This window comes from Rhizobiales bacterium NRL2 (assembly GCA_001664005.1).
In the GTDB taxonomy this organism is placed as follows: Bacteria; Pseudomonadota; Alphaproteobacteria; order Minwuiales; family Minwuiaceae; genus Minwuia.
The window spans coordinates 3,381,080-3,407,189 of the sequence record CP016093.1 but is presented as its reverse complement, the minus strand read 5'-3'; the positions used below and the strand labels follow the sequence as shown (position 1 = coordinate 3,407,189).

At 62.1% G+C, this 26,110-nt stretch carries 29 protein-coding genes; 24 read left to right on the top strand and 5 right to left on the bottom strand.

Annotated features, from left to right (window positions below):
* Window positions 1-209: 209 nt before the first annotated feature.
* Window positions 210-521, bottom strand: coding sequence for a hypothetical protein (locus TEF_15885; protein ANK82104.1), 312 nt, complete (start codon window positions 519-521; stop codon window positions 210-212).
* Window positions 522-1,024: 503 nt separating this feature from the next.
* On the opposite strand from TEF_15885, the gene TEF_15880 reads away from it, so the two are divergent.
* From TEF_15880 to TEF_15770, 23 genes are all read left to right on the top strand, one after another.
* Entirely contained in the window at window positions 1,025-1,747 is a 723-nt protein-coding gene (locus tag TEF_15880; GenBank protein ID ANK82103.1) for a beta-ketoacyl-ACP reductase, read from the top strand.
* A gap of 51 nt (window positions 1,748-1,798) precedes the next feature.
* Window positions 1,799-2,986, top strand: a complete 1,188-nt coding sequence (locus tag TEF_15875) for an acetyl-CoA acetyltransferase (protein ANK82102.1) — start codon at window positions 1,799-1,801, stop codon at window positions 2,984-2,986.
* A 157-nt stretch (window positions 2,987-3,143) separates the two neighbouring features.
* Window positions 3,144-3,653 (top strand): hypothetical protein, encoded by a 510-nt coding sequence (locus TEF_15870; protein ID ANK82101.1) that lies wholly within the window; start codon window positions 3,144-3,146, stop codon window positions 3,651-3,653.
* Between the two features lie 101 nt (window positions 3,654-3,754).
* A complete protein-coding gene (locus TEF_15865) occupies window positions 3,755-5,068 on the top strand; it encodes an amino acid permease (protein ID ANK82100.1) in 1,314 nt (437 codons plus the stop codon).
* Window positions 5,069-5,151: 83 nt separating this feature from the next.
* On the top strand, window positions 5,152-5,790 hold the full coding sequence (locus tag TEF_15860) for an RNA polymerase subunit sigma-24 (GenBank protein ANK82099.1): 639 nt from the start codon (window positions 5,152-5,154) through the stop codon (window positions 5,788-5,790).
* A 92-nt stretch (window positions 5,791-5,882) separates the two neighbouring features.
* On the top strand, window positions 5,883-6,353 hold the full coding sequence (locus TEF_15855) for a hypothetical protein (protein ID ANK82098.1): 471 nt from the start codon (window positions 5,883-5,885) through the stop codon (window positions 6,351-6,353).
* Window positions 6,354-6,368: 15 nt separating this feature from the next.
* Window positions 6,369-6,728, top strand: coding sequence for a cation transporter (locus tag TEF_15850; protein ANK82097.1), 360 nt, complete (start codon window positions 6,369-6,371; stop codon window positions 6,726-6,728).
* 76 nt (window positions 6,729-6,804) lie between these two features.
* Window positions 6,805-7,059, top strand: coding sequence for a hypothetical protein (locus TEF_15845; protein ANK82096.1), 255 nt, complete (start codon window positions 6,805-6,807; stop codon window positions 7,057-7,059).
* A complete protein-coding gene (locus TEF_15840) occupies window positions 7,056-8,879 on the top strand; it encodes a poly(3-hydroxyalkanoate) synthetase (GenBank protein ID ANK82095.1) in 1,824 nt (607 codons plus the stop codon). The genes TEF_15845 and TEF_15840 overlap by 4 nt, the downstream gene beginning before the upstream one ends.
* A complete protein-coding gene (locus TEF_15835; GenBank protein ANK82094.1) occupies window positions 8,869-10,086 on the top strand; it encodes an acetate kinase in 1,218 nt (405 codons plus the stop codon). The genes TEF_15840 and TEF_15835 overlap by 11 nt, the downstream gene beginning before the upstream one ends.
* Window positions 10,079-11,089, top strand: a complete 1,011-nt coding sequence (locus TEF_15830; GenBank protein ANK83542.1) for a phosphate acetyltransferase — start codon at window positions 10,079-10,081, stop codon at window positions 11,087-11,089. Before TEF_15835 ends, TEF_15830 begins: the two co-directional genes overlap by 8 nt.
* A gap of 3 nt (window positions 11,090-11,092) precedes the next feature.
* Window positions 11,093-12,877 carry a poly-beta-hydroxybutyrate polymerase gene (locus TEF_15825; protein ID ANK82093.1) on the top strand — a complete coding sequence of 595 codons (1,785 nt, stop codon included), beginning with the start codon at window positions 11,093-11,095 and terminating at the stop codon, window positions 12,875-12,877.
* Window positions 12,878-12,988: 111 nt separating this feature from the next.
* Window positions 12,989-13,771, top strand: a complete 783-nt coding sequence (locus tag TEF_15820) for an enoyl-[acyl-carrier-protein] reductase (GenBank protein ANK82092.1) — start codon at window positions 12,989-12,991, stop codon at window positions 13,769-13,771.
* A 29-nt stretch (window positions 13,772-13,800) separates the two neighbouring features.
* Window positions 13,801-13,986 (top strand): hypothetical protein, encoded by a 186-nt coding sequence (locus TEF_15815; GenBank protein ID ANK83541.1) that lies wholly within the window; start codon window positions 13,801-13,803, stop codon window positions 13,984-13,986.
* Between the two features lie 478 nt (window positions 13,987-14,464).
* Window positions 14,465-14,746, top strand: coding sequence for a hypothetical protein (locus TEF_15810; GenBank protein ID ANK83540.1), 282 nt, complete (start codon window positions 14,465-14,467; stop codon window positions 14,744-14,746).
* A 173-nt stretch (window positions 14,747-14,919) separates the two neighbouring features.
* On the top strand, window positions 14,920-17,187 hold the full coding sequence (locus tag TEF_15805) for an ATPase P (GenBank protein ANK82091.1): 2,268 nt from the start codon (window positions 14,920-14,922) through the stop codon (window positions 17,185-17,187).
* A 52-nt stretch (window positions 17,188-17,239) separates the two neighbouring features.
* Window positions 17,240-18,316, top strand: a complete 1,077-nt coding sequence (locus TEF_15800) for a hypothetical protein (GenBank protein ANK82090.1) — start codon at window positions 17,240-17,242, stop codon at window positions 18,314-18,316.
* A gap of 48 nt (window positions 18,317-18,364) precedes the next feature.
* Window positions 18,365-18,607, top strand: a complete 243-nt coding sequence (locus tag TEF_15795) for a hypothetical protein (protein ID ANK82089.1) — start codon at window positions 18,365-18,367, stop codon at window positions 18,605-18,607.
* The gene (locus TEF_15790; protein ANK82088.1) at window positions 18,604-19,275 is read left to right on the top strand and encodes an isoprenylcysteine carboxyl methyltransferase; all 672 of its coding nucleotides are present in this window, start codon (window positions 18,604-18,606) and stop codon (window positions 19,273-19,275) included. The genes TEF_15795 and TEF_15790 overlap by 4 nt, the downstream gene beginning before the upstream one ends.
* A gap of 670 nt (window positions 19,276-19,945) precedes the next feature.
* Window positions 19,946-20,701, top strand: a complete 756-nt coding sequence (locus tag TEF_15785) for a hypothetical protein (protein ID ANK82087.1) — start codon at window positions 19,946-19,948, stop codon at window positions 20,699-20,701.
* 261 nt (window positions 20,702-20,962) lie between these two features.
* Window positions 20,963-21,688, top strand: a complete 726-nt coding sequence (locus TEF_15780; protein ID ANK82086.1) for a transcriptional regulator — start codon at window positions 20,963-20,965, stop codon at window positions 21,686-21,688.
* Window positions 21,689-21,784: 96 nt separating this feature from the next.
* A complete protein-coding gene (locus tag TEF_15775; protein ANK83539.1) occupies window positions 21,785-22,417 on the top strand; it encodes a conjugal transfer protein TraI in 633 nt (210 codons plus the stop codon).
* A 509-nt stretch (window positions 22,418-22,926) separates the two neighbouring features.
* Window positions 22,927-23,346: a hypothetical protein gene (locus tag TEF_15770; protein ID ANK82085.1), complete on the top strand. Its 420-nt coding sequence runs from the start codon at window positions 22,927-22,929 to the stop codon at window positions 23,344-23,346.
* An 8-nt stretch (window positions 23,347-23,354) separates the two neighbouring features.
* Here TEF_15770 and TEF_15765 read toward each other — a convergent pair whose 3' ends face one another.
* Entirely contained in the window at window positions 23,355-23,621 is a 267-nt protein-coding gene (locus tag TEF_15765) for a DUF2285 domain-containing protein (protein ANK82084.1), read from the bottom strand.
* A 129-nt stretch (window positions 23,622-23,750) separates the two neighbouring features.
* On the opposite strand from TEF_15765, the gene TEF_15760 reads away from it, so the two are divergent.
* Window positions 23,751-24,026 (top strand): transcriptional regulator, encoded by a 276-nt coding sequence (locus tag TEF_15760; GenBank protein ANK82083.1) that lies wholly within the window; start codon window positions 23,751-23,753, stop codon window positions 24,024-24,026.
* A gap of 221 nt (window positions 24,027-24,247) precedes the next feature.
* Here TEF_15760 and TEF_15755 read toward each other — a convergent pair whose 3' ends face one another.
* From TEF_15755 to TEF_15745, 3 genes are all read right to left on the bottom strand, one after another.
* Window positions 24,248-24,814: a hypothetical protein gene (locus TEF_15755; GenBank protein ANK82082.1), complete on the bottom strand. Its 567-nt coding sequence runs from the start codon at window positions 24,812-24,814 to the stop codon at window positions 24,248-24,250.
* A gap of 63 nt (window positions 24,815-24,877) precedes the next feature.
* Window positions 24,878-25,327, bottom strand: coding sequence for a pseudoazurin (locus tag TEF_15750; protein ANK82081.1), 450 nt, complete (start codon window positions 25,325-25,327; stop codon window positions 24,878-24,880).
* Window positions 25,328-25,372: 45 nt separating this feature from the next.
* Window positions 25,373-26,104 (bottom strand): copper resistance protein CopB, encoded by a 732-nt coding sequence (locus TEF_15745; protein ANK82080.1) that lies wholly within the window; start codon window positions 26,102-26,104, stop codon window positions 25,373-25,375.
* Window positions 26,105-26,110: the final 6 nt, after the last annotated feature.

Here is a 26,110-nt window from a genome sequence, read left to right as displayed (position 1 = left end):
AGGATCCAGGATCATTGCATCGCATCAGACGACCTGTCACTCCCCTCTTCGAGATCAGCCCCTATCTCATCCCTTGATTGGACGGGACAGGGGTAAATTCGCAGAAACTCGAGAGTTATTGCCAATTGATCTGTCGCTACTGTCGATTCCAAGTAAATTCTTGATTGCCGTTTTATTTCCCAGCACGGAACAGTCAAAATGTTTGGGCATCAAACCTCAAGAGGGGGTTCCAGCGTCAACATGACGAGGTGTAGGAGGGTCCGGCGGCCTAGCTGAAGTCGTCTGATGACTATCTGTTCGCTGAGACCGAGATCTGTGGCGATCCTGGTGGGCGGATGATTCAGAATTTCCGCGCGCCACACCACCTCGGCGTAGCGGGGTTCCAAGAGACGCATAAGCGTTTCGATAAACTCCTGCAGAATTGCCTCCATCTCGGTGTCGTCGGAGCCGTCCGAGTCCGGTGGACACCCAGAATCTCCCTCCCCGTCGCTATTTCCGTTCCGGCCTTTGTGTGCCGCCAAAACGCCACCATCAAGGCTGTCGCGCTGGCGTCGGCATGGCTGGCACCTTGGGGTTAAAAACCCTTCTGGATGAACGAGCTGTTCGTTATCTGGATCAATCAGGCCGGCTTTTGAAGCGGCACGGATTCCATCTTCCATCGTCTCGATCACTTGGCCTCGCTCCTCCGCTGCTCAAAACCGGGACGGTGTGCCCACCCGGATTTTCATTGGCGTCACATAAGACGTGAATGGGTCGCCGAAAGTTACACAAATCCTTCACGGCCACCGGAGCGGGTCGGAGCTTTCCTTCCCGTCGAACGACTATGCGATCAGCGCTCCTTGTGTAACGGAGCCAGCCGGGCATCGTCTTCTAGACATGGAGGACCCCGAAGGATTGAGCCCGTCAGGAGGAATGAACGTGATCAAAGACCTTGCCCAACGCGACACAACGCAATCTGCAGTTTTCGCACAAGGCTGCAACGGCCGTTGCAGAGCGGCTGGTATCTCTTACGGGGGTTGAAATCATGGGACGAACGGCATTGGTGACCGGCGGCACGCGCGGAATCGGCTCCGCGATTGCCAGAACCCTGCGCGATGCGGGCTATACGGTCGCCGCTAGCTACCACGGCAACGATCTGGCGGCCGAAGACTTCAAGGCGGCAACGGGCATCCCTGTTTTCAAATGGGATGTGGCCGATGACGAGGCCTGCGCCGCCGCCGTCGCGAAAATCACCACCGCATATGGCCCGGTCGAGATTCTCGTGAACAATGCGGGGATCACCCGCGACGCTATGCTCCATAAATTAACGTCAGAGCACTGGCGCGCGGTAATCGATACCGATTTGACCGCTTGTTTCACTATGTGCCGCACCGTCATTTCCCCGATGCGGGAGCGCGGTTACGGCCGCATTATCAACATCAGCTCGATTAATGGCCAGAAGGGCCAACTGGGCCAGACCAACTATGCGGCGGCGAAAGCCGGTCTTCTGGGATTCACCAAGGCGCTAGCGCTCGAGAGCGCCGCCAAAGGCGTCACCGTCAACGCCATTGCCCCGGGCTATATCGAGACCGACATGGTCGCCGACGTTCCCCCTAAGGTTCTCGATAGCATCGTCGCCCAGATCCCGGTCGGCCGCCTCGGCCAACCCGAGGAAATTGCCCGGGCCGTGGTGTTTCTGGCGAGCGACGACGCGGGTTTCATCACGGGTTCGACACTGACCGTCAATGGCGGCCAGTACCTGATCTGAGCGGAATCAGGAACCAATCCACTCAAGCGAGACAAGAAGGAAAGCACACCGATGACTCACAAGCAGGTTATGCTTTGTACCCCCGTGCGCACCGCGATCGGCACCTATGGAGGATCCTTGAAAGATCTGCCGGCGACCGAGCTCGGCGCAACGGCGATCCGCGCGACGATCGAGCGGTCGGGCGTCGATCCCTCGCTCGTTCAAACCGTGGTCATGGGACAGGTGATCCAGGCGGGCGCCAGAATGAACCCTTCACGCCAGGCGGCAATCGGTGCTGACATTCCGGTTGGCGTGCCAGCGATGACCGTCAATCGGGTGTGCGGCTCTGGGGCTCAGGCGATCGCCTCGGCGGCCCAGGAGATCATGCTCGGACATATCGACTGCGCGGTCGCCGGCGGCATGGAGAACATGGACCAGGCCCCCTACATCGTTCAAAACGGGCGCTGGGGTTATCGCATGGGTGATGCCCAGATGCACGACAGCATGCTCCGTGACGGCCTGAACGACGCCTTTTCCAGCGAGCACTCCGGCTGGCACACGGAAGACTTGGTGAAGAAGGCTCAGATTACGCGCGAAGATCAGGATCGCTGGGCCGAACGCTCTCAGCGGCGCTTTTCCGAGGCGCAGGCTGCTGGCAATTTCAAGCAAGAGATCGCTCCGGTAGAACTCAAGACTCGTAAGGAGACGACCACATTCGACGCCGATGAACACAACCGACCCGACACGACCCTCGACAGTCTGAGCAAGCTCAGGCCTGCCTTCCGCAAGGAGGGTACGATTACGGCTGGCAATGCGCCGGGACTCAACAGCGGCGCGGCGGCGATGATAATCGCCGAGGCGACTTGGGCGGAGAAGAACGGTCTTAAACCCATGGCCAGGTTGGTTTCCTACGGTGTGGGCGCGGTCGATCCCGGCATGTTCGGCCTCGGACCGGTACCGGCCGTCTTTCAGGCTCTGGAGCGGGCGGGCTGGAGCGTTGGCGATCTCGACCGCGTCGAGATCAATGAGGCCTTTGCCGCCATTGCCGTTGCGCTCGCGCGTGAGATCGGAATCGAACAAGACATCGTCAACGTCGAAGGCGGCGCTATTGCCCACGGTCATCCGATCGGCGCAACGGGGGCCGTTTTGACGACGCGACTCCTGCATGCAATGGAGCGCAATGGGGTCAAGCGGGGCTTGGTGACGCTCTGCATCGGCGGCGGGCAGGGCATCGCACTCACCTTGGAGCGGACGTCCTGATGCTGACTGTCGGATCCGCAGGTGACGGGCAGGTAGCTTGAAGATGCCGTTCAAACCTACCGTCGCTGCGTGACCATAGTGCTTCATGCCGTTTTCTCCGCGTTCAAGCGGCCACAAAGATACTTAAAAACAAGAATGCCGAAGGATAGGGGCCAAAATGCTTGTCGCGACAATACTGGCGCTGTCACTCGCCATATTGACGTTCTTATTTCATTATGCGGTTCTGCGTTGGCTGTCCGGTGGCATGGCGCGCATCGCGATGACCGCTGGTGTGCGTATCCTGGTCATCGTTCTTATGGTGACCGCAGCGCATCTCATCGAGATTGGGATTTATGCGGTCGCCTATGCGCTTGGTGATGGCGTCCTCGCCCTCGGCGGTTTCGGCGGCCTGGCCGTCGCCGAGCCGCTCGACTACCTCTATTTTTCGATCGTGAGCTACACCTCGCTCGGGCTCGGCGATGTGTTTCCTTCTGATCACCTCCGCTTCATCACCGGCGTTGAGGCCTTGAACGGCCTGTTGCTGATCGCTTGGTCGGGATCCTTCATATATATCGCGATGGCACGTCTTTGGCCGTGGCGATCCTGCACCGAGCCGACTCGCGGCAACGCGGACAAGAGGTTCAAGTCGGCCCCGATGCCACCTCAAAATACGGACAGTATGAATTAGCCTTCCAAATGCTCATAGAATATTTCTGGTGTGGGCAGAACGGCAGAGACAATGTGCAGTATAGGAATGCCCATATTCTATAGAGTGGGCGAGAGGATCTGATGAAATCTGATTACCAGGCGAACAGCATCACTCTGACCGGCGGTGTCTCGATGGGCACCGGCGTCATGATCGGAGCGGGAATCTTCGCGCTTACCGGTCAGATTGCAGAACTTGCGGGCCCGTGGTTTCCGCTTTCCTTCATCGCCGGCGGGATCGTTACCGGATTCAGCGCCTATACCTATGTGAAGATGTCGAATGCTTTCCCGTCCGCTGGCGGAATCGCAATGATCTTGCAGAAGGCCTATGGGCCGGGGGCAATTGCGGCCGCCGCCGCTTTGCTGATGGCGCTCTCCATGGTGATCAACGAGAGTCTCGTCGCGCGGACTTTCGGCGCCTACGTTCTCAGGCCATTCGAATTAGAGGCAGGCAGCATTCTCGTGCCCGCGCTTGGCGTCGGGCTGATCGTCTTCGCCTATCTTGTTAACATATCGGGCAATCGCTCCGTTGGCCTGTTCTCAGTCGTCATGGCATTCCTGAAAATCGGTGGCATCGCCGCCTTCGGCATTGCCGCGCTGGTGGCCGGCGGCTTCACCTTCGAGCCGGCGTCAGGGTCGTCGCAATCCATCCCGATCGCCGGCTTCACGGCGTCGATCGCGTTTTCGATCCTCGCATTCAAGGGCTTCACGACGATCACCAACAGTGGCGCCGAGATCGTCGATCCGCATCGCAATGTCGGCCGCACGATCATCATTTCAATCGCGATTTGCGTGGTGGTCTATCTGCTGGTCGCGTTCGCGGTCGGTTCCAGTCTCTCGCTCGACGAGATCGTCGCCGCGAAAGACTATTCGCTCGCGGAGGCAGCCGAACCGGCCCTCGGTCCTTACGGTTTCTATTTCACCATCGCGCTTGCTGTTGTCGCGACCGCCTCGGGGCTGCTCGCCAGTGTCTTTGCCGTCTCGCGCATGCTGGCGATGCTGACCGACATGAAGATGATCCCCCACAGTCATTTCGGCATGTCCGGTCCGATCCGCGAGCACACGTTGGTTTACACCGTGGTGATTGCGGGAGTCCTGACGGTGCTTTTTGATCTCAGCCGCATCGCATCGCTCGGCGCCTTCTTCTACCTGGTGATGGATATCCTGATCCATTGGGGCGTGTTCCGCCGCCTGCGCCACGAGATCGACGCGAGCGGCTGGGTACTGATTATGGCTATCGCGCTCGACGCGCTCGTGCTCGGCGTCTTTGGCGCCATAAAGCTGCAATCAGATCCGCTTATCGTGGTCATCGCGGTTGCCGCCATCGCCGCAGTGTTCGCCTATGAGCGCGTCTTTCTGTCGCGCTGGACCGCGGAGGAAAAACATGGCGGTCACTGAGCAGTTGCCAAGCCCCGCTCATCATCCGGCGATCACGCCATTTTCGAGATTTATGTCGCAACAGGTGAAAATGATCTCTCGCCATATCTACGAGGCCGGGAGAGAACATGACTGACGATCAAGACAGTGATTCACCACGAGACGCCGTCCATGCAGTCATGGTGGAAATTCAGCAGGACTTCTTTCGCTTTCTCGCGCGGCGGCTCGGCAATGAAGAGGAGGCCGCCGACGTTCTGCACGATTTCTACGTCAAGGTGCTTGCCCGGGTTGGCGATGTTCGCGACACGGAAAAGCTGCGCGCCTGGATGCGCCGGGTGTTGGAGACGACGTTAGTCGACTATTACCGCGCCCAAGGCAAGAAGCGTCAAAGGGACGCGGAATACCACTATCTGGAGTCGGTGCTCTTGACCGGCGAAGCCAAGAGCGATCTCGATCTCTTTGTCTGTGTGTGCCTTTACAAACTTCTTCCGACCCTAAAGTCGGAGTATGCGGAAATCTTGTGGCGCGCCGACTTGATCGGCGAGTCCCGCCAAAGTATCGCTGGCACGCTCGGCATCACGGAGAGCAATTTTCGCGTGCGTCTGCACCGGGCCCGCCAGGCCTTGCGGCAGCGGCTGGAAGAGACCTGTCGGACCTGCCCAATTCATGGCTATCTCGATTGCGAGTGCGACTACGCCGGCCATGTTCGTGCGGAGATCGGGGAAGGACCCTCCGAACTGTAACGAATTGCTCCCCGGACCGTCTATCTGAACGTCGGCCTGAATACATTGGCGCGCCGTCGCGCACCAGCTTCAGGTCACCCGTTCTCAATCTGATGGACCATCCGAAGGAGACGACCATGCCAAACACATCCAAACCCACCAATCCCGCAGTTCTGCAGTATCGGGGGCTCGACCTCGAAGCCATCACGGCCCTGCAAATGCGTAATGTTGAAGCGCTCCGGAGCATGACGAATCTCATGTTCGACACGACGGAAGCGGTCACTAGGCGCCAGGCCGAATTCCTTGAATCCCGCGTCGGCCAGATGAGCGCGGCGTTCGAGCCTGGCGAAAACGCTTCGGATCCAAAGGCTCTTTTCGAACGGCAAGCCGAGGCCTATCGCGATCTCTTCGGGGCGCTCGCCAGCCATGTTGGGGAGCTTGCCGAGATCACGTCCAAATGCTGCGCCGGGCTGGTGCACGAGGCGAGCCGAGCGGCGGCGGGCCAGGACGACGAGAGCGCTGCCGTGAAGCGGTCGGAGAACGACGGCACCGCAGCCTCGAAGACAAGCGCAGCGAAAAAGTAGTCGCGGGCAGGGTTCATGAACGCGCTTTTCTACTTCCTGATCTGGGCGGTGATCATCTTCGTGATGATGCGCTTCGGCTGCGGCGCCCATGTCATGGGACATGGGCACGGCAAGGCCAAGCACGGCGATGCGAACCACAGCCGGCAAAAGAATGCCGAGGAGTTGCGGTGGATTCCCCCAACCAAGGACGTCGATCCCGTCTGCGGCAAGACCGTCAGTACCGACAAGGCCAAGCCGAGCGTCCATGACGGCAATGTTTATTATTTTTGCTCGCGGGAATGCCGGGAGCGCTTTGAGGCTGCGCCCGAGCAATATGTCGGACCCGGTGCCAAGACCGAGACGCCGACGCCCCAGTTGGAGGACCGCCATGTCTGATCTCAATATCTCTTCGAGGACGCCGCCGCGCGCGGGGACGCCCCTGCCGGTTCAGTCTGCTTCAAGAATACCCGTGATGGCGCTCGGCTTGAGCCTAGGCCTCTTCCTGGCCGTCACCTTCGCTCTTTGCGTCGGCTTCGACCTTTTGTTTCCCGGCCAGGCGATGTATCAAAGCTGGTTCCGGCTCCTTCCTGGCTTCACTTGGCTGAGCTGGCAGAGCTTTTTCCTCGGCCTGGCCGAGAGCTTCGCCTATGGCTGGTATGTAGCACTGGTCTTCGCGCCGCTTTACAATTTCTTTGCCGCGCACAGTGGCCGGGGAGGCCGGCCATGACGACGGCAAAGAGGCAAAAAGCCACAACCGATGCCGGCGACAAACGGGCACCCGCACTTAAACTGGTAAGCCAGGCGGATGCCCGGCGTCAGAAGCGTGTGGGGGATGCTTCGGACGCTCGACTGCCGGGCCAGGATCTCGTCGACTACCAGGTCGACCTCTGGCAGCGGACGATCCTTTTCTGGGACACGCTCAGACAACGCGCCGACAATATGCTCGAGCATGAACGCGCCGGTTTGCCGCCGTTGCTCGACTTCAAATACGAGACGATCCTCGACGCACGGCGCTTCGAGCCTCCCGCGAACTATGCGCTCCTGCGGATTACGGAAGTCGGCGATGACTGCTGGGACGACTGCGTCGATTCCGACAAGCCGCCGGTCATCGTGGTCGATCCGCGCGCCGGGCACGGGCCGGGGATCGGCGGGTTCAAGCACGATTCCGAAGTCGGCATGGCGCTCCACGAGGGGCATCCAACATATTTCGTGATCTTTTTCCCGGAGCCATCGCCCGGCCAGACACTGGCCGACGTGTTACATGCACTCAGGCGCTTCGTGGAGGAGGTCGCCGGACGCCATTCCGGCACGCCGCCTGTCCTTTACGGCAACTGTCAGGCCGGTTGGGCGATGACTCTGCTCTCGGCCGACTGTGAGGGTCTGGTCGGCCCTGCTGTGCTGAACGGCTCGCCGCTGTCCTATTGGTCAGGCGAGGCCGGCGTCAATCCGATGCGGGTGACCGGAGGACTGCTCGGCGGCGCCTGGCTCACGCATTTGACGGCCGATCTCGGCAACGGCCGCTTCGATGGCGCGTGGCTGGCCCTGAATTTCGAGAACCTGAAGCCGGAAAAGGCTATTTGGGAGAAATACGCCGGTCTGTTCCACAAGGTCGATACCGAGAGCGAGCGCTTCCTCGAGTTCGAGCGCTGGTGGAACGGGTTCTATTTCCTCAGCCGCGAAGAAATACTGGCGATCGTCGAAAACCTGTTCATCGGCAACAAGCTGGAACAGGGCATCATGCGCATCTGCGACGGCTGCATCGCCGATTTGCGCCGCATCCGCAATCCGTTGGTCATCTTTGCCTCCTACGGAGACAACATCACGCCGCCGCATCAGGCTCTGGGCTGGATTCCGACCGTATATGAGGATACGGCCGATCTGAAGAAGGCGGGTCAACGGATCGTCTATCTGACCAATCCGCATGTGGGCCATCTCGGCATCTTCGTGTCGGCCAAGGTCGCCCGCCTTGAACATCGCGCCATTCTCGAAAACCTCGATGAGATCGAAGCCCTCGCCCCGGGCCTCTACGAGATGAAGATCGACAACCCGAGCGGCGACCCCGACTGCCACAAGCCGCAATTCACCGTGCGGTTTGACGAGCGGCGGGTCGAGGATCTGAAGTTTCCGGAGCAAAGCCAGGCATTCGAACAAGTGCGGGCTGTTTCCGAGGCGGGCGAGGCGTTCTACCGGAGCTTCGTCAGTCCGTGGGTTCAGATGGCGAGCAATCCATGGACCGCGGAGTCGTTGAAGTGGCTGCATCCGATGCGAACGAGCCGTTACTTGTTTTCCGAGTCGTTCAACCCATGGATGCGCGGTGTCGCGGCTCTGGCAGATGGTATTGCCAAGACGCGGAAACCGCTGCCCGAGGATCATCCTTTGCTGGAAAGGGAACGAGAGCTTTTCGCCGAATTTTCCGGGGCGATCGAGGAGGTCCGCGAGTGGCGCGACGCCGGCTACGAACAGGCGTTCGGGCAGCTTTACGGCCAGGAGACATCCGCGGCGGGAACAGTAGGGAATGAAGGCGAGGCGAAGAACGATGGCCGTTGATGGCGCGATCCTGGTCATCAATAGCGGATCCTCCAGCGTCAAGTTCGCGCTGTTCGACGCGGCTCCCGCCGAGCCCCAGCGAACCTGGTCGGGTTCTCTGGAACGCATTGGCTTCGACGAAGGACGTTTCCTTGTGAGGGCAGCGGACAGGACGGCACTGGTCGATGAAACGCGGGCAATTCCCGACCATGACGCGGCCCTCGACCTGCTTCTGAACTGGGCCGAGGATCGCGACACGCAAGCGACACCCGTTGCCGTTGGCCACCGGTTGGTACATGGCGGAGAGGGCTGTGATTGTTCGCGTGTGGTCACGCCCGCGCTCGAGGTCCGGCTGAAGCAACTGGTCCCGCTCGCGCCCCTCCATCTGCCCCATAACCTGGCCGGCATCACAGCGGTCCGACGACAACGGCCCGATCTCCCGCAGGTCGCCTGCTTCGACACCGCGTTTCACCATGGCTTGTCACGCGTGGCGCGCTTGACCGGCTTGCCGCGCCGTTTCGAGCAAGAGGGTATCCGGCGCTACGGTTTTCACGGCCTGTCTTATGAGTATGTCATCGGCGAGGTACGCCGGCGTGACGGCGACGCAGCTGCGGAGGAACGAATCATTGTTGCCCATCTCGGCAACGGCGCGTCGATGGCGGCGATCAGGAACGGACACAGCGTCGAGACCACCATGGGCTTCAGTACACTTGCCGGCCTTCCCATGGGGACGCGTCCCGGCGATCTCGATCCCGGCGTTCTCCTGCACCTCCTGATCGAAAAGCAAATGACTCCCGACGCCCTTCAACAGGTGCTCTACACCGAATCGGGCCTGCTCGGTCTGTCCGGCTTGAGCCGCAACATGGCCGATCTCCTGGCCCGGCGGGACGTTCCAGAGGCGGCGGAGGCGATCGATTTCTTCAGCCACCATGCACGCCGGCACCTGGCTGGCCTGACGGCCGCGCTCGGCGGTCTCGATCGGTTGATTTTCACCGGCGGTATCGGCGCTAACTCGCCCGAAATCCGCGCCAGCATCTGCGAGGGGCTTGACTATCTCGGTCTCACGCTCGACGCGGAGCGGAACGCCGGTCAACAACACCTCATATCGACCGATGACAGCGGTGTGCTCATCGAAGCCTTCAAGACTGACGAGGAGTTGGTCATCGCGTGTCACACGCAAAACATTCTGAGCGCATCCGGAAAGGAGAATGTGCGAGCCCATGGTTGATCATCCCGCCACTCTCGAGGATCTCGTCGCACGTGCGAAGGAGCGCACGCCAATCCGCGTCGCCGTGGTCGCCGCCGATCAAGGCCTTGTCCTCGAAACGGTTCAGGAAGCTGTGGCGCTTGGCCTGATCGTACCCCGGCTCGTCGGCGATCCCGACGCGATTCTGGACTGCGCAGCCTCCTCCAATGTGGAGATCGACCGGGCTGCGATCATCTCCGCAAAGAGCGACCCCGATATGGCCCGCGCCGGTGTCGATCTCGTCCGAAACGGCGATGCCGACGCGGTCATGAAGGGTCACATTCACACCGATGCCTTCATGCGGGCCCTGCTAGACACGGACCGCGGCCTCAGACTCCCAGGTCGCCGCGTCAGCCACGTCTTCATGGTCGACATTCCAGCCTATCCGAAGCTCCTCGCGATCACGGACGCGGCCATCAACATCATGCCGGACCTCAACGCGAAAGCGCAGATTCTTGAGAACGCCATCGCGCTTTTCACGCTCCTTGGCATAGAAACACCGAAGGCAGCTGTGTTGTCCGCAGTCGAGACGGTCAATCCGGCCATTGCATCAACCCTCGACGCGGCCTGTCTCGCTTTGATGGCCAAACGGGGCCAGATTGCAGGTGCGATCGTCGACGGCCCAATGGCCTTTGACAACGCCATCTCAGCCGTCGCAGCCCGCGAGAAAGGCATCGTCTCGGAGGTCTCCGGAGATGTCGATATCCTGCTGGTCCCCGATCTCGTTTCCGGCAACATCTTGACCAAGAATCTCGAATATCTGGCCGGCGCCACGGCGGCGGGCGTCGTCATGGGCCTCGCCACGCCGGTGGTGCTCAGCTCCCGCGCCGATCCGCCGGCCGCCCGGTTGGCGGCGCTGGCGCTCGCCGTCCTGATGCATCAATCTGCGCTGCCTCGGTCGCAGCAGTTGCAACGAGGAGAATCGGAATCGGCCATTCATTGCGCGGCTCAACCTGAAGCCGCGTGCTGTCCGATGGGAGCGTGAACCATGGGGCACCATCCAACGAAAGTACGAACGGAGCAAACCGCGCTGGCAACGCCTCGCAACGAACCGTTGGGGAGGGGTTTATCCCTGGATCAACCTCTCCATGCGACACTCGGGCAGATCACCGCCGGTGTGTCACCCGTGGCGCTTGCTCAAGCGTATACGGACTGGGCGCAGCATCTCGTCATGTCGCCCGACAAGCAAATAGAACTAGTTCAGAAGGCCGTCCGCAAATGGGCGCGCTATCTGGAATACTGTTCACGGGCTTGCTCGGATCCTCATTGCGAGGCCTGCATCGAGCCCCTGCCGCAGGACAAACGCTTTGCCGGCGATCCGTGGCAGGCATGGCCATATAACGCGATCTATCAAGGTTTTCTCCTGACCCAGCAATGGTGGCACAACGCCACAACCGGCATCTCCGGCGTCTCCAGGCACCATGAAGAGGTCGTTTCCTTCGTTGCCCGGCAGTTGCTCGATATGATGTCGCCTGCGAATTTTCCGTCGAGCAACCCCGAGGTCCTGAAGGAGACCCTCGATACCGGGGGCCAAAATCTGGTGCGCGGCGCGGTGAACTTCTTCGAAGACTGGCAACGCGCGGTCAGTGGGGGGCGACCTGCCGGCACGGAACGGTTCGCGGTCGGCGACAACCTGGCGGTTACACCGGGCCAAGTGATTTTCCGTAACGAATTGATCGAACTGATCCAATACATGCCGGCGACGGATAAGGTTCATCCCGAGCCTATCCTGATCGTGCCTGCCTGGATCATGAAATACTATATCCTCGACCTTAGCCCCGAGAACTCGCTGGTGAAATACTTGGTCGAGAAGGGTCACACGGTCTTCATGATCTCCTGGAAAAATCCGACGGTCGAAGATCGCGACCTTGGTATGGAGGACTATCGCCGGCTGGGCGTCATGGCCGCGCTCGACGCGGTGTCAGCTATCGCGCCGGAAAGCCGCGTCCACGGCGTCGGCTACTGCCTCGGTGGAACGCTCTTGTCGATTGCTGCGGCGGCCATGGTCCGCGATGGCGACGACCGGCTGGCAACCATGACCCTCTTCGCCGCGCAGACGGACTTCACGGAAGCCGGCGAATTGATGCTGTTCATTGACGAGGCCCAGGTCAGCTTTCTCGAGGACATCATGGCCGAGCAGGGCTGTCTCGATACCAAGCAGATGGCCGGCACGTTCCAGCTGCTTCGCTCCAACGACCTCATCTGGTCGGCCATGGTTCAGAATTATCTCATGGGAGAGCGCCGACCGATGTTCGACCTGATGGCGTGGAATGCTGACGCCACGCGCATGCCTGCCAGGATGCACTCCGAATATCTCCGGCAGCTGTTCCTCGACAATGATCTGGCGGACGAACGCTATCGCGTCGACGGTCGCCCGGTGTCGTTGCATGACATCCGCATTCCGATTTTTGCGGTCAGCACGCTCTCGGACCATGTCGCGCCGTGGCGGTCGGTTTACAAGATCCACAGCCAAACCAATGCCGATGTTACCTTCGTACTATCCAATGGCGGCCACAATGCCGGCATTGTGAGCCCACCTGGCAACACCCGGCGTCGTCACCAGATCGCCACCCACGATGATCTCGCGGCCTACCTGGACCCTGACGCCTGGCAGGCGCGGGCCACCCACCATGAGGGTTCATGGTGGCCCTGTTGGCTAGGGTGGCTTAGCGACCATTCGGGTGAACCCGTTAAGCCCCCTGGCCTGGGGGCGGCGCGCAAGGGCTATCGGCGGCTGGGCGAAGCGCCCGGCACCTATGTGCTGATGCCCTGACCCAGGCTGTGACCCTGTCGTCCGCAGCTATGTCTGGTCCCGAATAATATCGTGCGCGGCGAGACGGATCGCGCCTGGCCCGCCTGGCCGGAGAAAGGAGCAAGCGCAAAAATGGAACTCATCGATATGAAAGGCCGGAAGGGGTTGGTGGTGGGAATTGCCAACGAACACAGTTTGGCCTGGTCGGCGGCCCAGCATTTTGGGAACGCCGGCGCCGATCTTGCCATCACCTATCTGAACGACAAGGCCAAGCCCTTTGTTGAGCCGCTTTCGCAACAGGTGGACGCGCAACTTTTCCTGCCCTGCAATGTCGCCGAGCCGGGACAATTGGAGGCCGTCTTCGGGGAGATCGAGCAGAAATGGGGCCGATTGGATTTTCTGTTTCATGCGATCGCATGGGCCCGTAAGGAAGATCTCCATGGCCGGTTGACCGATTGTTCGGGAGAAGGCTTCGCTGAATCGATGCTTATCTCGTGCCACTCCTTCATCCGTATGGCGAAGCTCGCCGAGCCGCTCATGGACAAAGGTGGCAGCTTGACGACGCTCAGCTACTACGGCGCAGAAAAAGTGGTCGATCATTACAATGTCATGGGGCCAGTGAAGGCCGCCCTTGAAGCGTCTGTACGCTACCTGGCCCATGAACACGGTGGCAAGGCGATCCGGGTGAACGCGATTTCGGCCGGGGCGGTCGCGACACGTGCGGCCTCGGGCATCGAGCATTTCGACGAACTATTGAATGAGACCGTCCGCAAGGCGCCGCTGCGGCGCACGGTGGACGCCTGCGAGGTGGGACGTACGGCGCTTATGCTGGCGAGCGATTATACGAGCGCCATCACCGGGGAAACGCTCTACGTCGACGCGGGCTTTCACATCGAAGGGATGGTGTTTCACTGATGGCCGGCTTCGAACCCGAAAAAGACGTAATGGTAACCGACCCAGTATGCGGCATGCGCCTGACGCCCGAAAAGGCCGTCGCCCAGGAGGAGTGTGAGGGCTGGGCGTATTTTTTCTGCTCGGAGGGCTGTCACAAGCTCTTTCTCACAGCGCCGGAACGATACTCCTCCTCACTGGCCTATTTCTCGCAGCCATCGGCCGGTAAGGATACGTAGCCGCAGACCTGTGACGTCAGACGAAGAACGGATCGTCGTGAAAGCTTAGCGATGCGTCTCTTGCAGAGGACCTTTACGAGTATCCGGAACACAATTTTGTAGGGTTTCGAACGACCGATCTATGGACGATCGGCAGCCGATTTCGGGCCGAGTGCCGCTGTTCCGCCTTCGCTCTACGCCTGTTCAGGCACGGCAGGCGAGGCTCCCAAAGAGCTTCAGACGATCTCTGCCGCCTCAGTCCATCACTGCCTCGAATCCCCGTCACTGTAACGCTGAGCGTCTCTCGCCGTCCTTATAGATGTGAGAACAGAGATCCTGCGAACGTTTCCGCGAATACCGACAGCGGTGACGGTTTGTACGCCGAAGTCGCATTTCACATCGAAGAGATGATTGGACAGGCCATGTACCACGAAAGGAGCGTCAAATGAGAAGACAATTGACGAATTTGGCCCTGGCGCTGCCCACCGCGGTGGTATCGATGCCGGCACTTGCGCAAACCCCGGCCGATCGATCCGACTATTGGCACTATGGCTGGGGCTGGGGACACATGATTTTTGGCTCCGTCATGATGATCGTCTTCTGGGGCGGGATCATCCTCGCGATCATACTCGCGGCCCGCTGGCTAGGTGGCGATTCAGGACGGGTAGCCCGATCGCAATCACGAACGAACGGGCCCCTCGACATCCTTCACGAACGCTTTGCCCGCGGCGAGATTGACAAGGAGGAGTTCGAAGAACGAAAGCGTCTGCTCTCCGACTGAAACCGTCGTCCAACAAAAGCCAGAGTCGCGGAAGACCGCAGCATACATCGTCAATCGAACCGGAAAGCCGGAACAAGCCAATGAACAAGCACGATGATCACGATCACAGCCATCGCTCTGACGGTGCAACAGCTTCGGTCAAGGCTATGACGGCCAGAGATCCGGTTTGCGGAATGACGGTGCAGGTGGATCAGGACAAGCCGAGCCGAGAGTACGAGGGTGAGACCTATCACTTTTGTTCTCAAAAGTGCCACGATAAGTTCGCGGCCGACCCGGAGCATTATCTCGCCGGCGAGCACAAGGCCGAAACAGCGCCTAAGGGCACGAAATATACCTGCCCGATGCATCCCGAGATCGTGCGGGACGAACCGGGAGAATGTCCGATCTGCGGCATGGCGCTGGAGCCTATGGGGGTTCCAGCCCCCGATGACGGACCGAATCCCGAGCTTGTCGATTTCAAGCGCCGGTTTTGGATCGGCGCCGTGCTGACGGTTCCGCTTCTTGTGCTGACGATGGGCCCCTTTGTTGGGCTCGGTTTCGTCCGCGACATCTTCGGCGAGCGTGTAACGCTGTGGATCGAACTCGCTTTGGGGACACCGGTCATTCTCTGGGCCGGTTGGCCATTCTTCGTGCGTGGCGTCAAGTCGGTGATCAACCGCAGTCTCAACATGTTCACGCTCATCGGGATGGGCGTCGGCGCGGCCTATCTCTTCAGTGTCGTCGCCGTGCTCGTGCCGGAGATTTTCCCGGACGGATTCCGCGATGCGGAGGGCCATGTCGGGGTCTATTTTGAAGCCGGCGCGGTGATCGTCGTGCTGGTGCTGCTCGGCCAGGTGATGGAGCTCGGCGCGCGCGAGCGAACGGGCTCGGCGATTCGCGCCCTTTTGGATATGGCCGCCAAGACCGCCCGGGTGATCCGCAAGGACGGGAGCGAGGAGGAAATCCCGCTCGAGGACGTCGAGGTCGGCGATCGGCTGCGCGTCCGCCCGGGCGACAAGGTGCCCGTCGACGGCGTGGTGGTCGAGGGACGTTCGTCGATCGATGAATCGATGATCTCCGGCGAACCGGTTCCGGTCGAGAAAGTCGAGGGCGACAAGGTAACCGGCGCCACAATCAACGGCACGGGCAGTCTCGTGATCGAAGCCGAACGCGTCGGCTCCGACACCATGCTGAGCCAGATCGTCGAGATGGTCGCGAACGCGCAGCGCAGCCGTGCCCCGATCCAGAAACTTGCCGACTCTGTGGCGGGCAAGTTCGTACCAGCCGTGATCGTCATTGCAATTCTCTCATTCATCGCATGGTCTCTTTGGGGGCCTGCCCCGGCACTCTCATATGGACTGGTCTCGGCAGTCGCCGTTTTGATCATCGCCTGTCCGTGCGCGCTGGGCCTGGCAACGCCGATGTCGATCATGACGGCAACGGGCCGAGGCGCACAAGCCGGCGTGCTGATCAAGAACGCCGAGGCGCTGGAACGCTTCGCCAAGGTCGACACGCTGATCGTCGACAAGACGGGGACGCTGACCGTCGGCAAGCCGAAGCTCGTCGCCGTCTTGCCGCAACCCGGGCATGAGGAGGACGACGTGCTGCGCTTGGCCGCAAGCCTGGAGCGGGGCTCGGAGCACCCACTCGCCGAAGCCATCGTCACCGGGGCCGAAGAACGCGATGTTGCGCTGGCTAACGCGAATGAATTCGAAGCCGTCACCGGCAAAGGGGTAAAAGGCATCGTCGACGGCAAATCAGTGGCGCTCGGCAACGCAAAGCTTCTCGCCGATCTGGGGCTCGACGGCGGCAAGCTCTCCGAGACCGCCAATGCTCGACGTGACGAAGGCGAAACGGTGATGTTCGTCATCGTCGGGTCCGAAATCGCCGGTCTCGTGTCGGTCGCCGATCCGGTCAAGGAGACGACGCCGGACGCGCTGAAGGCGCTGCACGAACAAGGCTTCCGCATCGTCATGGCGACTGGCGACAACGAGCGTACCGCGAAGGCGGTGGCTGGAAAACTCGGGATCGACGAGATCCGTGCCGACGTGTTGCCCGAAGACAAGGCGCACATCATCAAGGAGCTGCAAGACGAAGGCCGAAAGGTCGCGATGGCGGGCGATGGCGTCAACGACGCACCTGCACTGGCCCAGGCCGATGTCGGCATCGCCATGGGCACCGGCGCCGACGTGGCGATCGAGAGCGCGGGTTTTACCCTGGTCAAAGGCGATCTCAACGGCATCGTCCGGGCCAGGAAGCTCTCTCGTGCGACGATGCGCAACATCAAGCAAAACCTGTTTTTCGCCTTGGTCTACAACGCCGCGGGCGTGCCGGTGGCGGCGGGGATCCTCTTCCCGTACTTCGGGATTTTGATCTCACCGATATTCGCGGCCGCGGCGATGAGTCTGTCGTCCGTATCGGTAGTCGGCAACGCTCTCCGGCTGCGTTCGGTCAAGATCTAGAAAGAGTCCAACCCATCGCGGCAATGCGCCTTACGGAAAGGAACGACCATCTATGAACGCCATATCGATTCCCCGAGTCGCCGCCTGGACAGGACTGATGATCCTGGTGTTGGGAGCGCAAGCGGCTCTTGCCGAGCCGTTCGTGTATGTGCCCCTCGGCGGAGAGAACAAGATTGTCGCTGTCGATGCCGCGCCGGACGAAATCGTCGATACGATAACCGGCTTGGCGGCAGTTCATGGCCTCGCGGGGACGCCCGATGGGCAGTTCCTGCTAGCCGGAAGCTTCGAGACGCGAGCATCAGGCGGCGAGGCGCCAGCGAAGCCGGCGGGCGTATCCGAAGATGAGCATGCCGCGCACCATGGCGCCGCGTCCGCCGATGCCAGGAACGCCGTTGCGGAATTCAGCACGGTCTCGGTCGTTCGAACGGCCGACGGCTCCGTGGTCCGGCGCATCGATGTACCCGGCGCCGTCCACCACGTCGCGGTCAGTGACGATGGCCGGTTCGCCGTCGTCACCCATCCCAACGCCGGATCAATCAGTGCCATCGACCTCGGCTCCTATGAGGTGGTCGCGACGGTCGCCACCGGGCCTCTACCCAATTACGCGGCCTTCGCTCCTGGCGGTGACCGCCTTTACGTCAGCAACACCGGCAACGACACGGTCAGCGAGATCGACACGGCACGGTGGATCGTCCGGTCGAATACCGTTGTCGGCGGCAGCCCTGAACACATCGTTCTGTCCAGAGATGGCGTCACTCTCTACGTCAACAACGTCGACGACGGCACGGTCTCCGTCGTTGAGGTCGGCGACCAAACGGTTGTGAAGACGATTCGCCTCGAAACGGCCCTCCACGGGATCGACCTGTCCGATGATGGCGGCACGCTCTTCATCGCGGTCCTTGGTGGCGACAAGGTGGTTGCCATCGATCTCGCTACCGGCGCCCAGCGCAGTGTTCCCTTGGCTCCCGCCCCGTACCACCTCGCCGTCGTTCGCGGGACGGGCAAGCTCTACGTCTCCAGCGCCGATGAGCCGAAAATTTGGGTGATCGATCAGCGGGATCTCAGGATTCGCGGAGAGATCCAGATCGGCGGCAAAGGCCATCAGATGGTTCAGGGCGCGGGCGGATGACCTCGACCGTATTTCGGAAACGACGAGGGTCGGAAGAGGTGACGCGACATGGCGCAGCATGAAACCAGCGGCTTCCGGAGCTTCATTTTCTCCCGTTCCGGCATGGTGTTGCTCGGATTCCTGGCAGTGGCGGGTTACTTCCTGTGGGAAGAGCATGCCGCGCATATTCTGGGCTATCTGCCGCTCCTCCTCATTCTCGGACTCTGCGTGGGCATGCATTTCTTCATGCATGGCAGCCACGGGGGCGATCACGGATCGCACCGCGACGAACCGCGGGAGGACGACAGATGAGCAACGAAGTTCCAGCCTACGGTCTCTGGTTATTGGTGGTGATCAACTCGGCGATCTTCATCCTGTTCGCCTTTAGCTTCTTTAAGCCGAAGACTGGCCGGGACTGGCGCTCATTCGGTGCTTTCAGCGCCTTTCTGGTCGCGCTTTTCACTGAGATGTACGGCTTCCCGCTCACCATATATTTCCTATCGGGCTGGTTGCAGACCAACTACCCAAGCGTCGACTGGCTTGCCCATGATTCCGGCCATCTCCTGGAAATGCTGTTTGGCTGGAAGGCAAACCCGCACCTCGGGCCCTTCCACATTCTGAGTTTCGGCTTCATCGGCGGCGGGTTCATCCTGCTCTCGGCCGCTTGGCGTGTCCTTTACCAAGCACAACGGACGGGAACGCTCGCGACCACGGGGCCTTACGCCCGCATTCGCCATCCTCAATATGTCGGCTTCGTCCTGATTCTGGTTGGGTTCCTGTTCCAGTGGCCGACCATTCTCACACTGGCGATGTTTCCCGTTCTGCTTGTCATGTACTGGCGTCTTTCCCTGCGCGAAGAGCGGGAAGTCGAAGCCGAATTGGGTGACGTGTACCGACGCTACGCCGAGAGAGTGCCCCGGTTTATGCCCCGCCTCAAAGACATTTTCACCAGCCCGGCCGTTGAGGGGGACCGACAATGAGCCGAATTCATTATCGGCTCCATAGACCAGTCGGAATGACCGGTTGTCGACGGCGCCCGCACGACTCTCGACTGGATGCCAACGCATCGGAAGAGATTAGACATGAACCAAAAGAAGTATAAGCGCTCAGCCACGGACCTGCAGCGCCGTTCAAGTCCGGCCGCCATTTTTGTCATCACCGTGGTCGCTGCCGGTGCTGTCTTTGTCGGATGGAAAGCCATCGCACCATTGTCGCGCGACACGACGACTGACGTCACCGTTCCGAGGCTCTGCCCCTCGCAAGAGCAGGCAAGGCGGCGTTCGACGCCAACTGCGCGCCTATGCCAACGTACCGGAGGCCCGCGCCTCGATCAGCCGGTACCTGGCGTTCTACAACGGCCGGAGACCTCAATCATCGCTTGGCGGGCAGGCCCCCGATCAGGCATATCTCACGACGCAGCAGCCAATCCCGGCCGCAGCATAACCAAGGCGGACATCCACTTAGCGACAGCCCCGAAACTGTTCAGACAAGCCGAGCCACCTCTCGGCGTCCGTTCGCCAGCGTCTCACCAACCGCGCCCGCGAGCGCGGCGAGGACGTCGATCTCGTCTTCATCCGCTACGCCCTGGAACGGCTTCTCTATCGCCTCGGGACGTCTGGTCATCGGGACCGCTTCATCCTGAAAGGCGCCCTGCTCTTCATCCTCTGGGCCGGTGAACCGTATCGCGCCACGCGCGACCTCGACCTTCTCGGCTTCGGCGAACGGAACATCGAGGCGCTGACCACGACCTTCCGGGCGCTCTGCGATACGCCCGTGGAGGAAGACGACGGCCTTGAGTTCATCACCGAGTCCGTCCAGGTCGAGCCGATGCGGGACGAGGAAGGGCACCCCGGCGCCCGCGTGCGCCTCGAGGCACAGCTCGCCAGTGCCCGCCTGTCGGTTCAGGTCAACATCGGTTTCGGCGACGCCGTGACGCCGAAGGCCGAGGAGATCGAGTCCCCGTCGCTTCTCGCGCTTCCCGCCCCGCGCATCCGCGCCTATCCACGGGAGACGGTAGTCGCCGAAAAGTACGAGGCGATCGTCCCGCTCGGCATGCTGAACAGCCGGATGAAGGACTACTACGATCTCTGGGTGCTGGCGTCGTCCTTCCCGTTCGATGGACAGACGCTCGCCCCGGCGGTCCGCGTCACCTTCGACCGGCGCGGCACCGCGCTGCCCGAGGTCACCCCGGTGGGGCTGAGCGACGAGTTCGCGAGCGACCGGGGCAAGCAGCAGCAGTGGCAGGCATTCCAACGCTGGGGACGCCCGGCTCTTCCGCCACCGGCGCTCCCCGATGTGGTCGGCTCCATCAGGGAATTCCTCACGCCGCTCATGGAAGCGCTCCGCCAAGGGCAGCCGTTTGACCGGCAATGGTCGGAAGGGGGACCCCCTGGCGTCGTGACGTGAAGCGACGATCACGGTGACCGCCGGCGACGGTGGCCGACGATGCCGACATCGTCCGGAGGAGGGCAGGAAACCGAAGATCGGCCGTTGTTTCCGAGGCGTATGGCCAATAACAGTCCTCACAAGTTTTGGTTCGTTGCTTGTTTCGTCGAGCGCACCAGCGATAGAATTCCTGCAACGGATTTCGCGTATGGGCCCTGGGCAGGCGACGGCAAGACGATCCGAAATGGAAGGCCCCATTCGCGTCGATCGGAAGGAAGACGGATGCATCGCATCTTTCAGACCTTCATCGACCGCCTCGCGGAAAGCGTCGACCTCGACGACCTGCACAAGGCCATGGCCGACGCGGCGGCCGCGCTCGACCTCACCTGCTTCGCCTATCTGTCCATGCCCCACCGGCGTGGGGCGGAGGCGCTGGTGGTCTCCACCTATCCGGCCGCCTGGATCGGCCACTACGTCGAAAGCCACTACGAGCGCGTCGACCCGGTCATCCTCCAGGCGACGCGCGGTGCCGACCCCTTCGAATGGGGGCCCGGCGCCGGGCAGTCTGAGCTCACCAAGCGGCAACAGCAGTTCTTCGACGAGGCGGCCGCCTTCGGCATCCGCTGCGGCTTCACCATTCCGATCCACGACGGGCGTGGGCCGGTCGCCGCCGTGACCTTCGCCGCCGACGAGCGTCATCCGGCGTTCCGCCGCAGCGTCGAGGCGCACGCCACGGCCCTGCAGCTCATGGCGCTGTATTTCCACGCCCATGCCCGCCGCAAGCTTGCCGCCGACCGCGTCGTCGACGGCGCCGCGCTGTCGCCGCGCGAGTTCGAGTGCCTGGAGTGGGCGGCCCAGGGCAAGTCCGCCTGGGAAATCGGCCGCATCCTCGGGATCTCCCGCCGCACGGTGGCGTTCCACCTCGACAACGCGAAAATGAAGCTCAACGTCCGCACGGTCTGCCAGGCCGTGGCACGCCTGTCCGCATCCAAGCCGACGTTGCACTGAGCGGGGGCACCTCGTCACCCCGTGCAAGTGCACAGGGTGTCTCGCGCCAGCTGTTCGCCTCCAATGCGCGAAAGTTCCCCTTCGCAGGAGGCGATCATGATGCAACTCATCACGTCCGACCGGTACGGCGCGTTCGCCGATGATCTCGCCGAGATGTACCGCCTACGTTACCGCGTCTTCAAGCAGCGGCTCGACTGGGACGTCGAGGTCAGCGGCGACATGGAGATCGACACCTTCGACGCGCTCCACCCCGTCTATCTCCTGCAGCGTGGCGCCGGCGGCCGCGTCCAGGGCTGCGTGCGGCTGTTGCCGACGATTGGCCCGACCATGCTGACGGAGACCTTCGCCGCGCTGCTGGCCGGGGCGCCGGCGCCGTCGGACCCGGCCGTGTGGGAGAGCAGCCGCTTCGCGCTCGACGTCGAACGCGACGGCCCTGAAGGCGCGCATGGCGTCGCCCGGGCGACCTTCGAGCTCTTCGCGGGCATGATCGAGTTCGGGCTGTCCCGCGGCCTCTCCGACATCGTCACCGTCACCGACGTCGCCATGGAACGGATCCTGAGGCGGGCAGGCTGGCCCCTGCGGCGCATCGCGGCGCCACGGTCGTTCGCCGGCACGCGATCGGTCGCCGGCTATCTCGAGGTCTCCCCGGCCAGCCTCGCCAACGTGCGACGGCGCGGCGACCTCACGGACCCGGTGCTCTGGGCGCCGGTCGCGTCCGCCGCCGCGTGAGCTCGGCCCGGCGCTCGGAATCAGGCACTGGGGAGGAGACTGCAGACAACGGGGGATATCGGGGGCAGGTGGCGGTCTTCTCCCGCGCTCGACGCGGAAGCCTGCCGGCATGGTCAAGCCGCCGAACATCAGCCCCGGTGGGGACTGGCGCCGATGCGCGGCCTACGACTACACCGCCGCCTTGCCGCGGCGGGGGTGGGCGTGGGAGTTCCTGCGCCGCGACGCAGACTACCGGCAGGCCTGGTCCGAGGCCTCGCCTGCCGTCACGATCGAGCGGCCCGCGCCGAACCTGACAATCATGACGGCGCGGACGGAGCTGCCCGAGCTGGCCGACTGGTGCCTGTTTTTTCGCCGATGCGCCCCAGCGGACAGCGACCGAGGCCGTTGTCTTCTGGGATTCGCGCGCGTGTCCGCACGTTCTGCCAACCCGCGCGCTTCCCGCCGGTGCACGGGGCGATACCGGCCGCTTCAGCTTGTCGGAAACCCCATGCCGGGCGGCGCTCCTCCGGATGCCTGATGGGCGACAGCACCTTCTCTTTTCGGAAGCCGGCTGCGCGCTTCAACTCGACATCCGCGGCACAAGCCTGTCCGAGCCGGTGCGCCTGCTGACCGATGCCGTTCTTCCGGCCGCGCATCTCCGAGCCCGTCTCGTTGCGCTCGAAGGCCTCGCCAACATTATGGGGCGCGGCCGATTTCCAGACCATCGGATGATCGAGCCGCACGGGCGGCGGCTCCGCGTGGTGCTGCAGGCGCTCGACGGATGGCTCGACGGCGCGCCCTATCGTGACATCGCCATCGCGCTCTTCGGCGAGGCGCGCGTCGAGGCCGACTGGCGCGATCCGCGCGACCACTTGCGCGACCATGTCCGCCGCGCCGTCCGCCGCGGACGGGCGCTCATGCGCGGTGGATACCGCAAGTTTCTCCTCTGACACGCCGCTCAGGCGTCCTTGAGCAGTTGCCTGTAGCCGGATCGTGTCATCCAATGCGCCCGCGCAAGGTGGTCTTCCCAACAGTGCCGGGCGGCGGCATCCGTGTCGGGCTCCCGTCCGAGCACCAGCCGGGCGACCTCCTTCCACTCGGCCCCGTCCGCTTCGGCGTCCAGCAGCCGGAGGTAGGTGACAAAATGCGCCTCGTCGTAGGGCGTGATCCGCTCCACCCAGGGGACGTGGTCGGCAACTTCGGGTTTCTGCTCTTCCTTCGCCATTACGAGCTATTCCCTATGCCGTGTCCGTTACCGGCTATTCGGTAGTCTTAAAGCACACCACCTTCGCTGCCATCGATTGTCGAAAATACTCCGTGGTGAAATACTCGACAAGCCGCTGCTCTCTCGTCCATGGAGATACGAGAGGTGCTCGCGCTCAACTTGCGAAAATGCCGGCAGGCCCAAGGCCTGTCGCAGGAAGAATTGGCTCACCGCGCAGATATCGACCGCACCTACATCAGCGCCATTGAGCGCAGCGTCTATGCCGCCAGCATCGAGGTAGTCGAGAGACTCGCCCAAGGTCTTGGGATGGAGGCGGCGGATCTCCTCCGCAGGTCTTCTCCTGCCGGCGACACCGGCAACACTCTCTCGAATGAAGGACGCCCGAGAAATCGAGACGGTGATTAATGTCCTTATCGCCCTCTACAAGGCCGACGCTCTCGACAATCCCAGAGTAGGCGAAACCAGCCGGCACGAAGCATGCGTGCGCCGCCCTTGGGCTCTTCGCGGCTGCCCGCGTATCTCTCGTGCAGCACGATTTGAACCCAAACGATAGCGGTTGGCCGAGCGGTATGAACGGTAGACGTGGCGAGCCCCATCGGCTCGCCACGCCGTCCTACTTCCCGCGCCTAGTTCTTATGCATGGCCCCCGTATCGTGTCCTGGGTCGTGACCCTCAGACGCCGAAGATGATGATGCACCGGAGTCGGCCACGACAATTGGCCCCTTCATGCCGGCCTCATAGTGCCCGGGGACGTTGCAGGCGTACTCGAGCGTGCCGGATTCAGTGAAAGTCCAGACCAGCTCCTTGGTCTCGCCGGGCCGAAGGAACACGGCGTTCGTGTCGTCGTGCTTCATTTCTCCGCTCGCCATACCGCCTTGGTCCATCATCTTCATCATCTCTTCGCGATGGGCCTTCTGCGTCGCGGCATCGCCGATGGTGAAGTCGTGGACGAGCTCGCTCTCGTTGGTGACGACGAAGCGGACCGTTTCGCCGGCCCGGAACTGGAGCTTGTCGATGCCGTAGTCCAGACCTTTGGCCACCACCTCTATTGTCCGGTCGACCTTGGCCGGGTCGCCCGGCTTGCCAAAGCTCGTGGCGTGACCACTACCGTGGTGGTCTCCGCCATGGCCGGACGGGCCGGCCTGCGCACCGGCGATGCCCAGCGCCAGGACGGCGGCGGATGCGACGAGCATGTGACGCATAGATACAAAGCTTGTGAGTTTCATAGGCTTACACTCCTGTAGGTTGAGTTGCACTCACGAGACTTGCGAGAGGAGCGCCTGCATGCGCTCTCTCGCCTTCGGGGGAAGCTTGCTGGCGGCGGCCTCGGCGGCCTCGAGATTCGTCGGCTCGCCTACGACAATCACGGTCACCATCCCCAGACCGACGTGTGGCGTGCACCGGATCCCGTAGACGCCGGGTTCCGTCAGGGTGAAGGATCCGTCCTTGTTGAACGGGACCTTGAGCGGCTGTGCGCCGCCGGGCAGCATGCCGGCGATCGACACAGCGTCGTGTCCCTTGTCGGTCGCGACGAAGGTGACGGTCTCGCCCGGCTTGATGCGGACGAGCTGCGGCGAATAGACGAAGCGGCCGTCCTCGCCCTTGTTGAGCATTTCGATTGTGGCTTCTGCCGCGTTAGCCGTGGCGATCCCGCCCGCCACGGCCATCGCGAGCAGAGTTCCGGTGAGCGTGCGTAATGCGCGCATTGTTACCTCCTATGCTTCAGTGGTGGTCAGACCGATGTCTGCGGCTCAGAACCAGAACCGGACACCGGCGACGAGCGCGAGGCTGTCGACGTCCTCGCCCTCTCGTCGGGCAAAGTCGGCCGTCCGTCCGACCTTGCGTTCCCAGGAGACGCCGACATAAGGCGCGAACTCCCGGACGATCTCGTAACGAAGCCTCAGCCCCAGCTCGACATCGCTGAGGCCGCGCCCGATGCCGAGCCGCTCGACCTCCTGGACGGCGAAGTTGAGTTCGGCCGACGGCTGCAAGATGAGCCGTTGTGTGAGCAGGAGCTCGTACTCCGCCTCGATCCGGGCCGAGACGTCGCCGTCCTCGCTGACGAAGCCCGCGGCGTCCACCTCGAAGAAGTAGGGTGCAAAGCCCTGGACGCCGAAGACGGCGAAGCCGCGCGATGGGTCCGGCCGGATGTCATAACGCGCGCCGACCTGCAGGTCCCAGAACGGGGCGATCATCCGGCTGTAGAGGAGCTGCACCTCGGCGTCTTCCACCTTGCCGCCAACAAGCTTCTCGCCCTCGGTCTTGAGCCAAGCCTTGTTGGTGTCGGTCCCGGCCCAGCCCTGGGCCTCCCAGTTCAAGAGATCCTTGCCGTCTGTCGCTCGGTACTCGAACCGCTCCACCTGCAGGAACGTGAAGACCTCTTCGTCGGCGACCTGGGCCTGCGCCATCTGGGCGCCCGTGAGCAGGAGCGTGGCCGCTGCCACAGCGAGCAGCGGCCGGTGCCATATGCCGTTCTTGATCATCGTCTC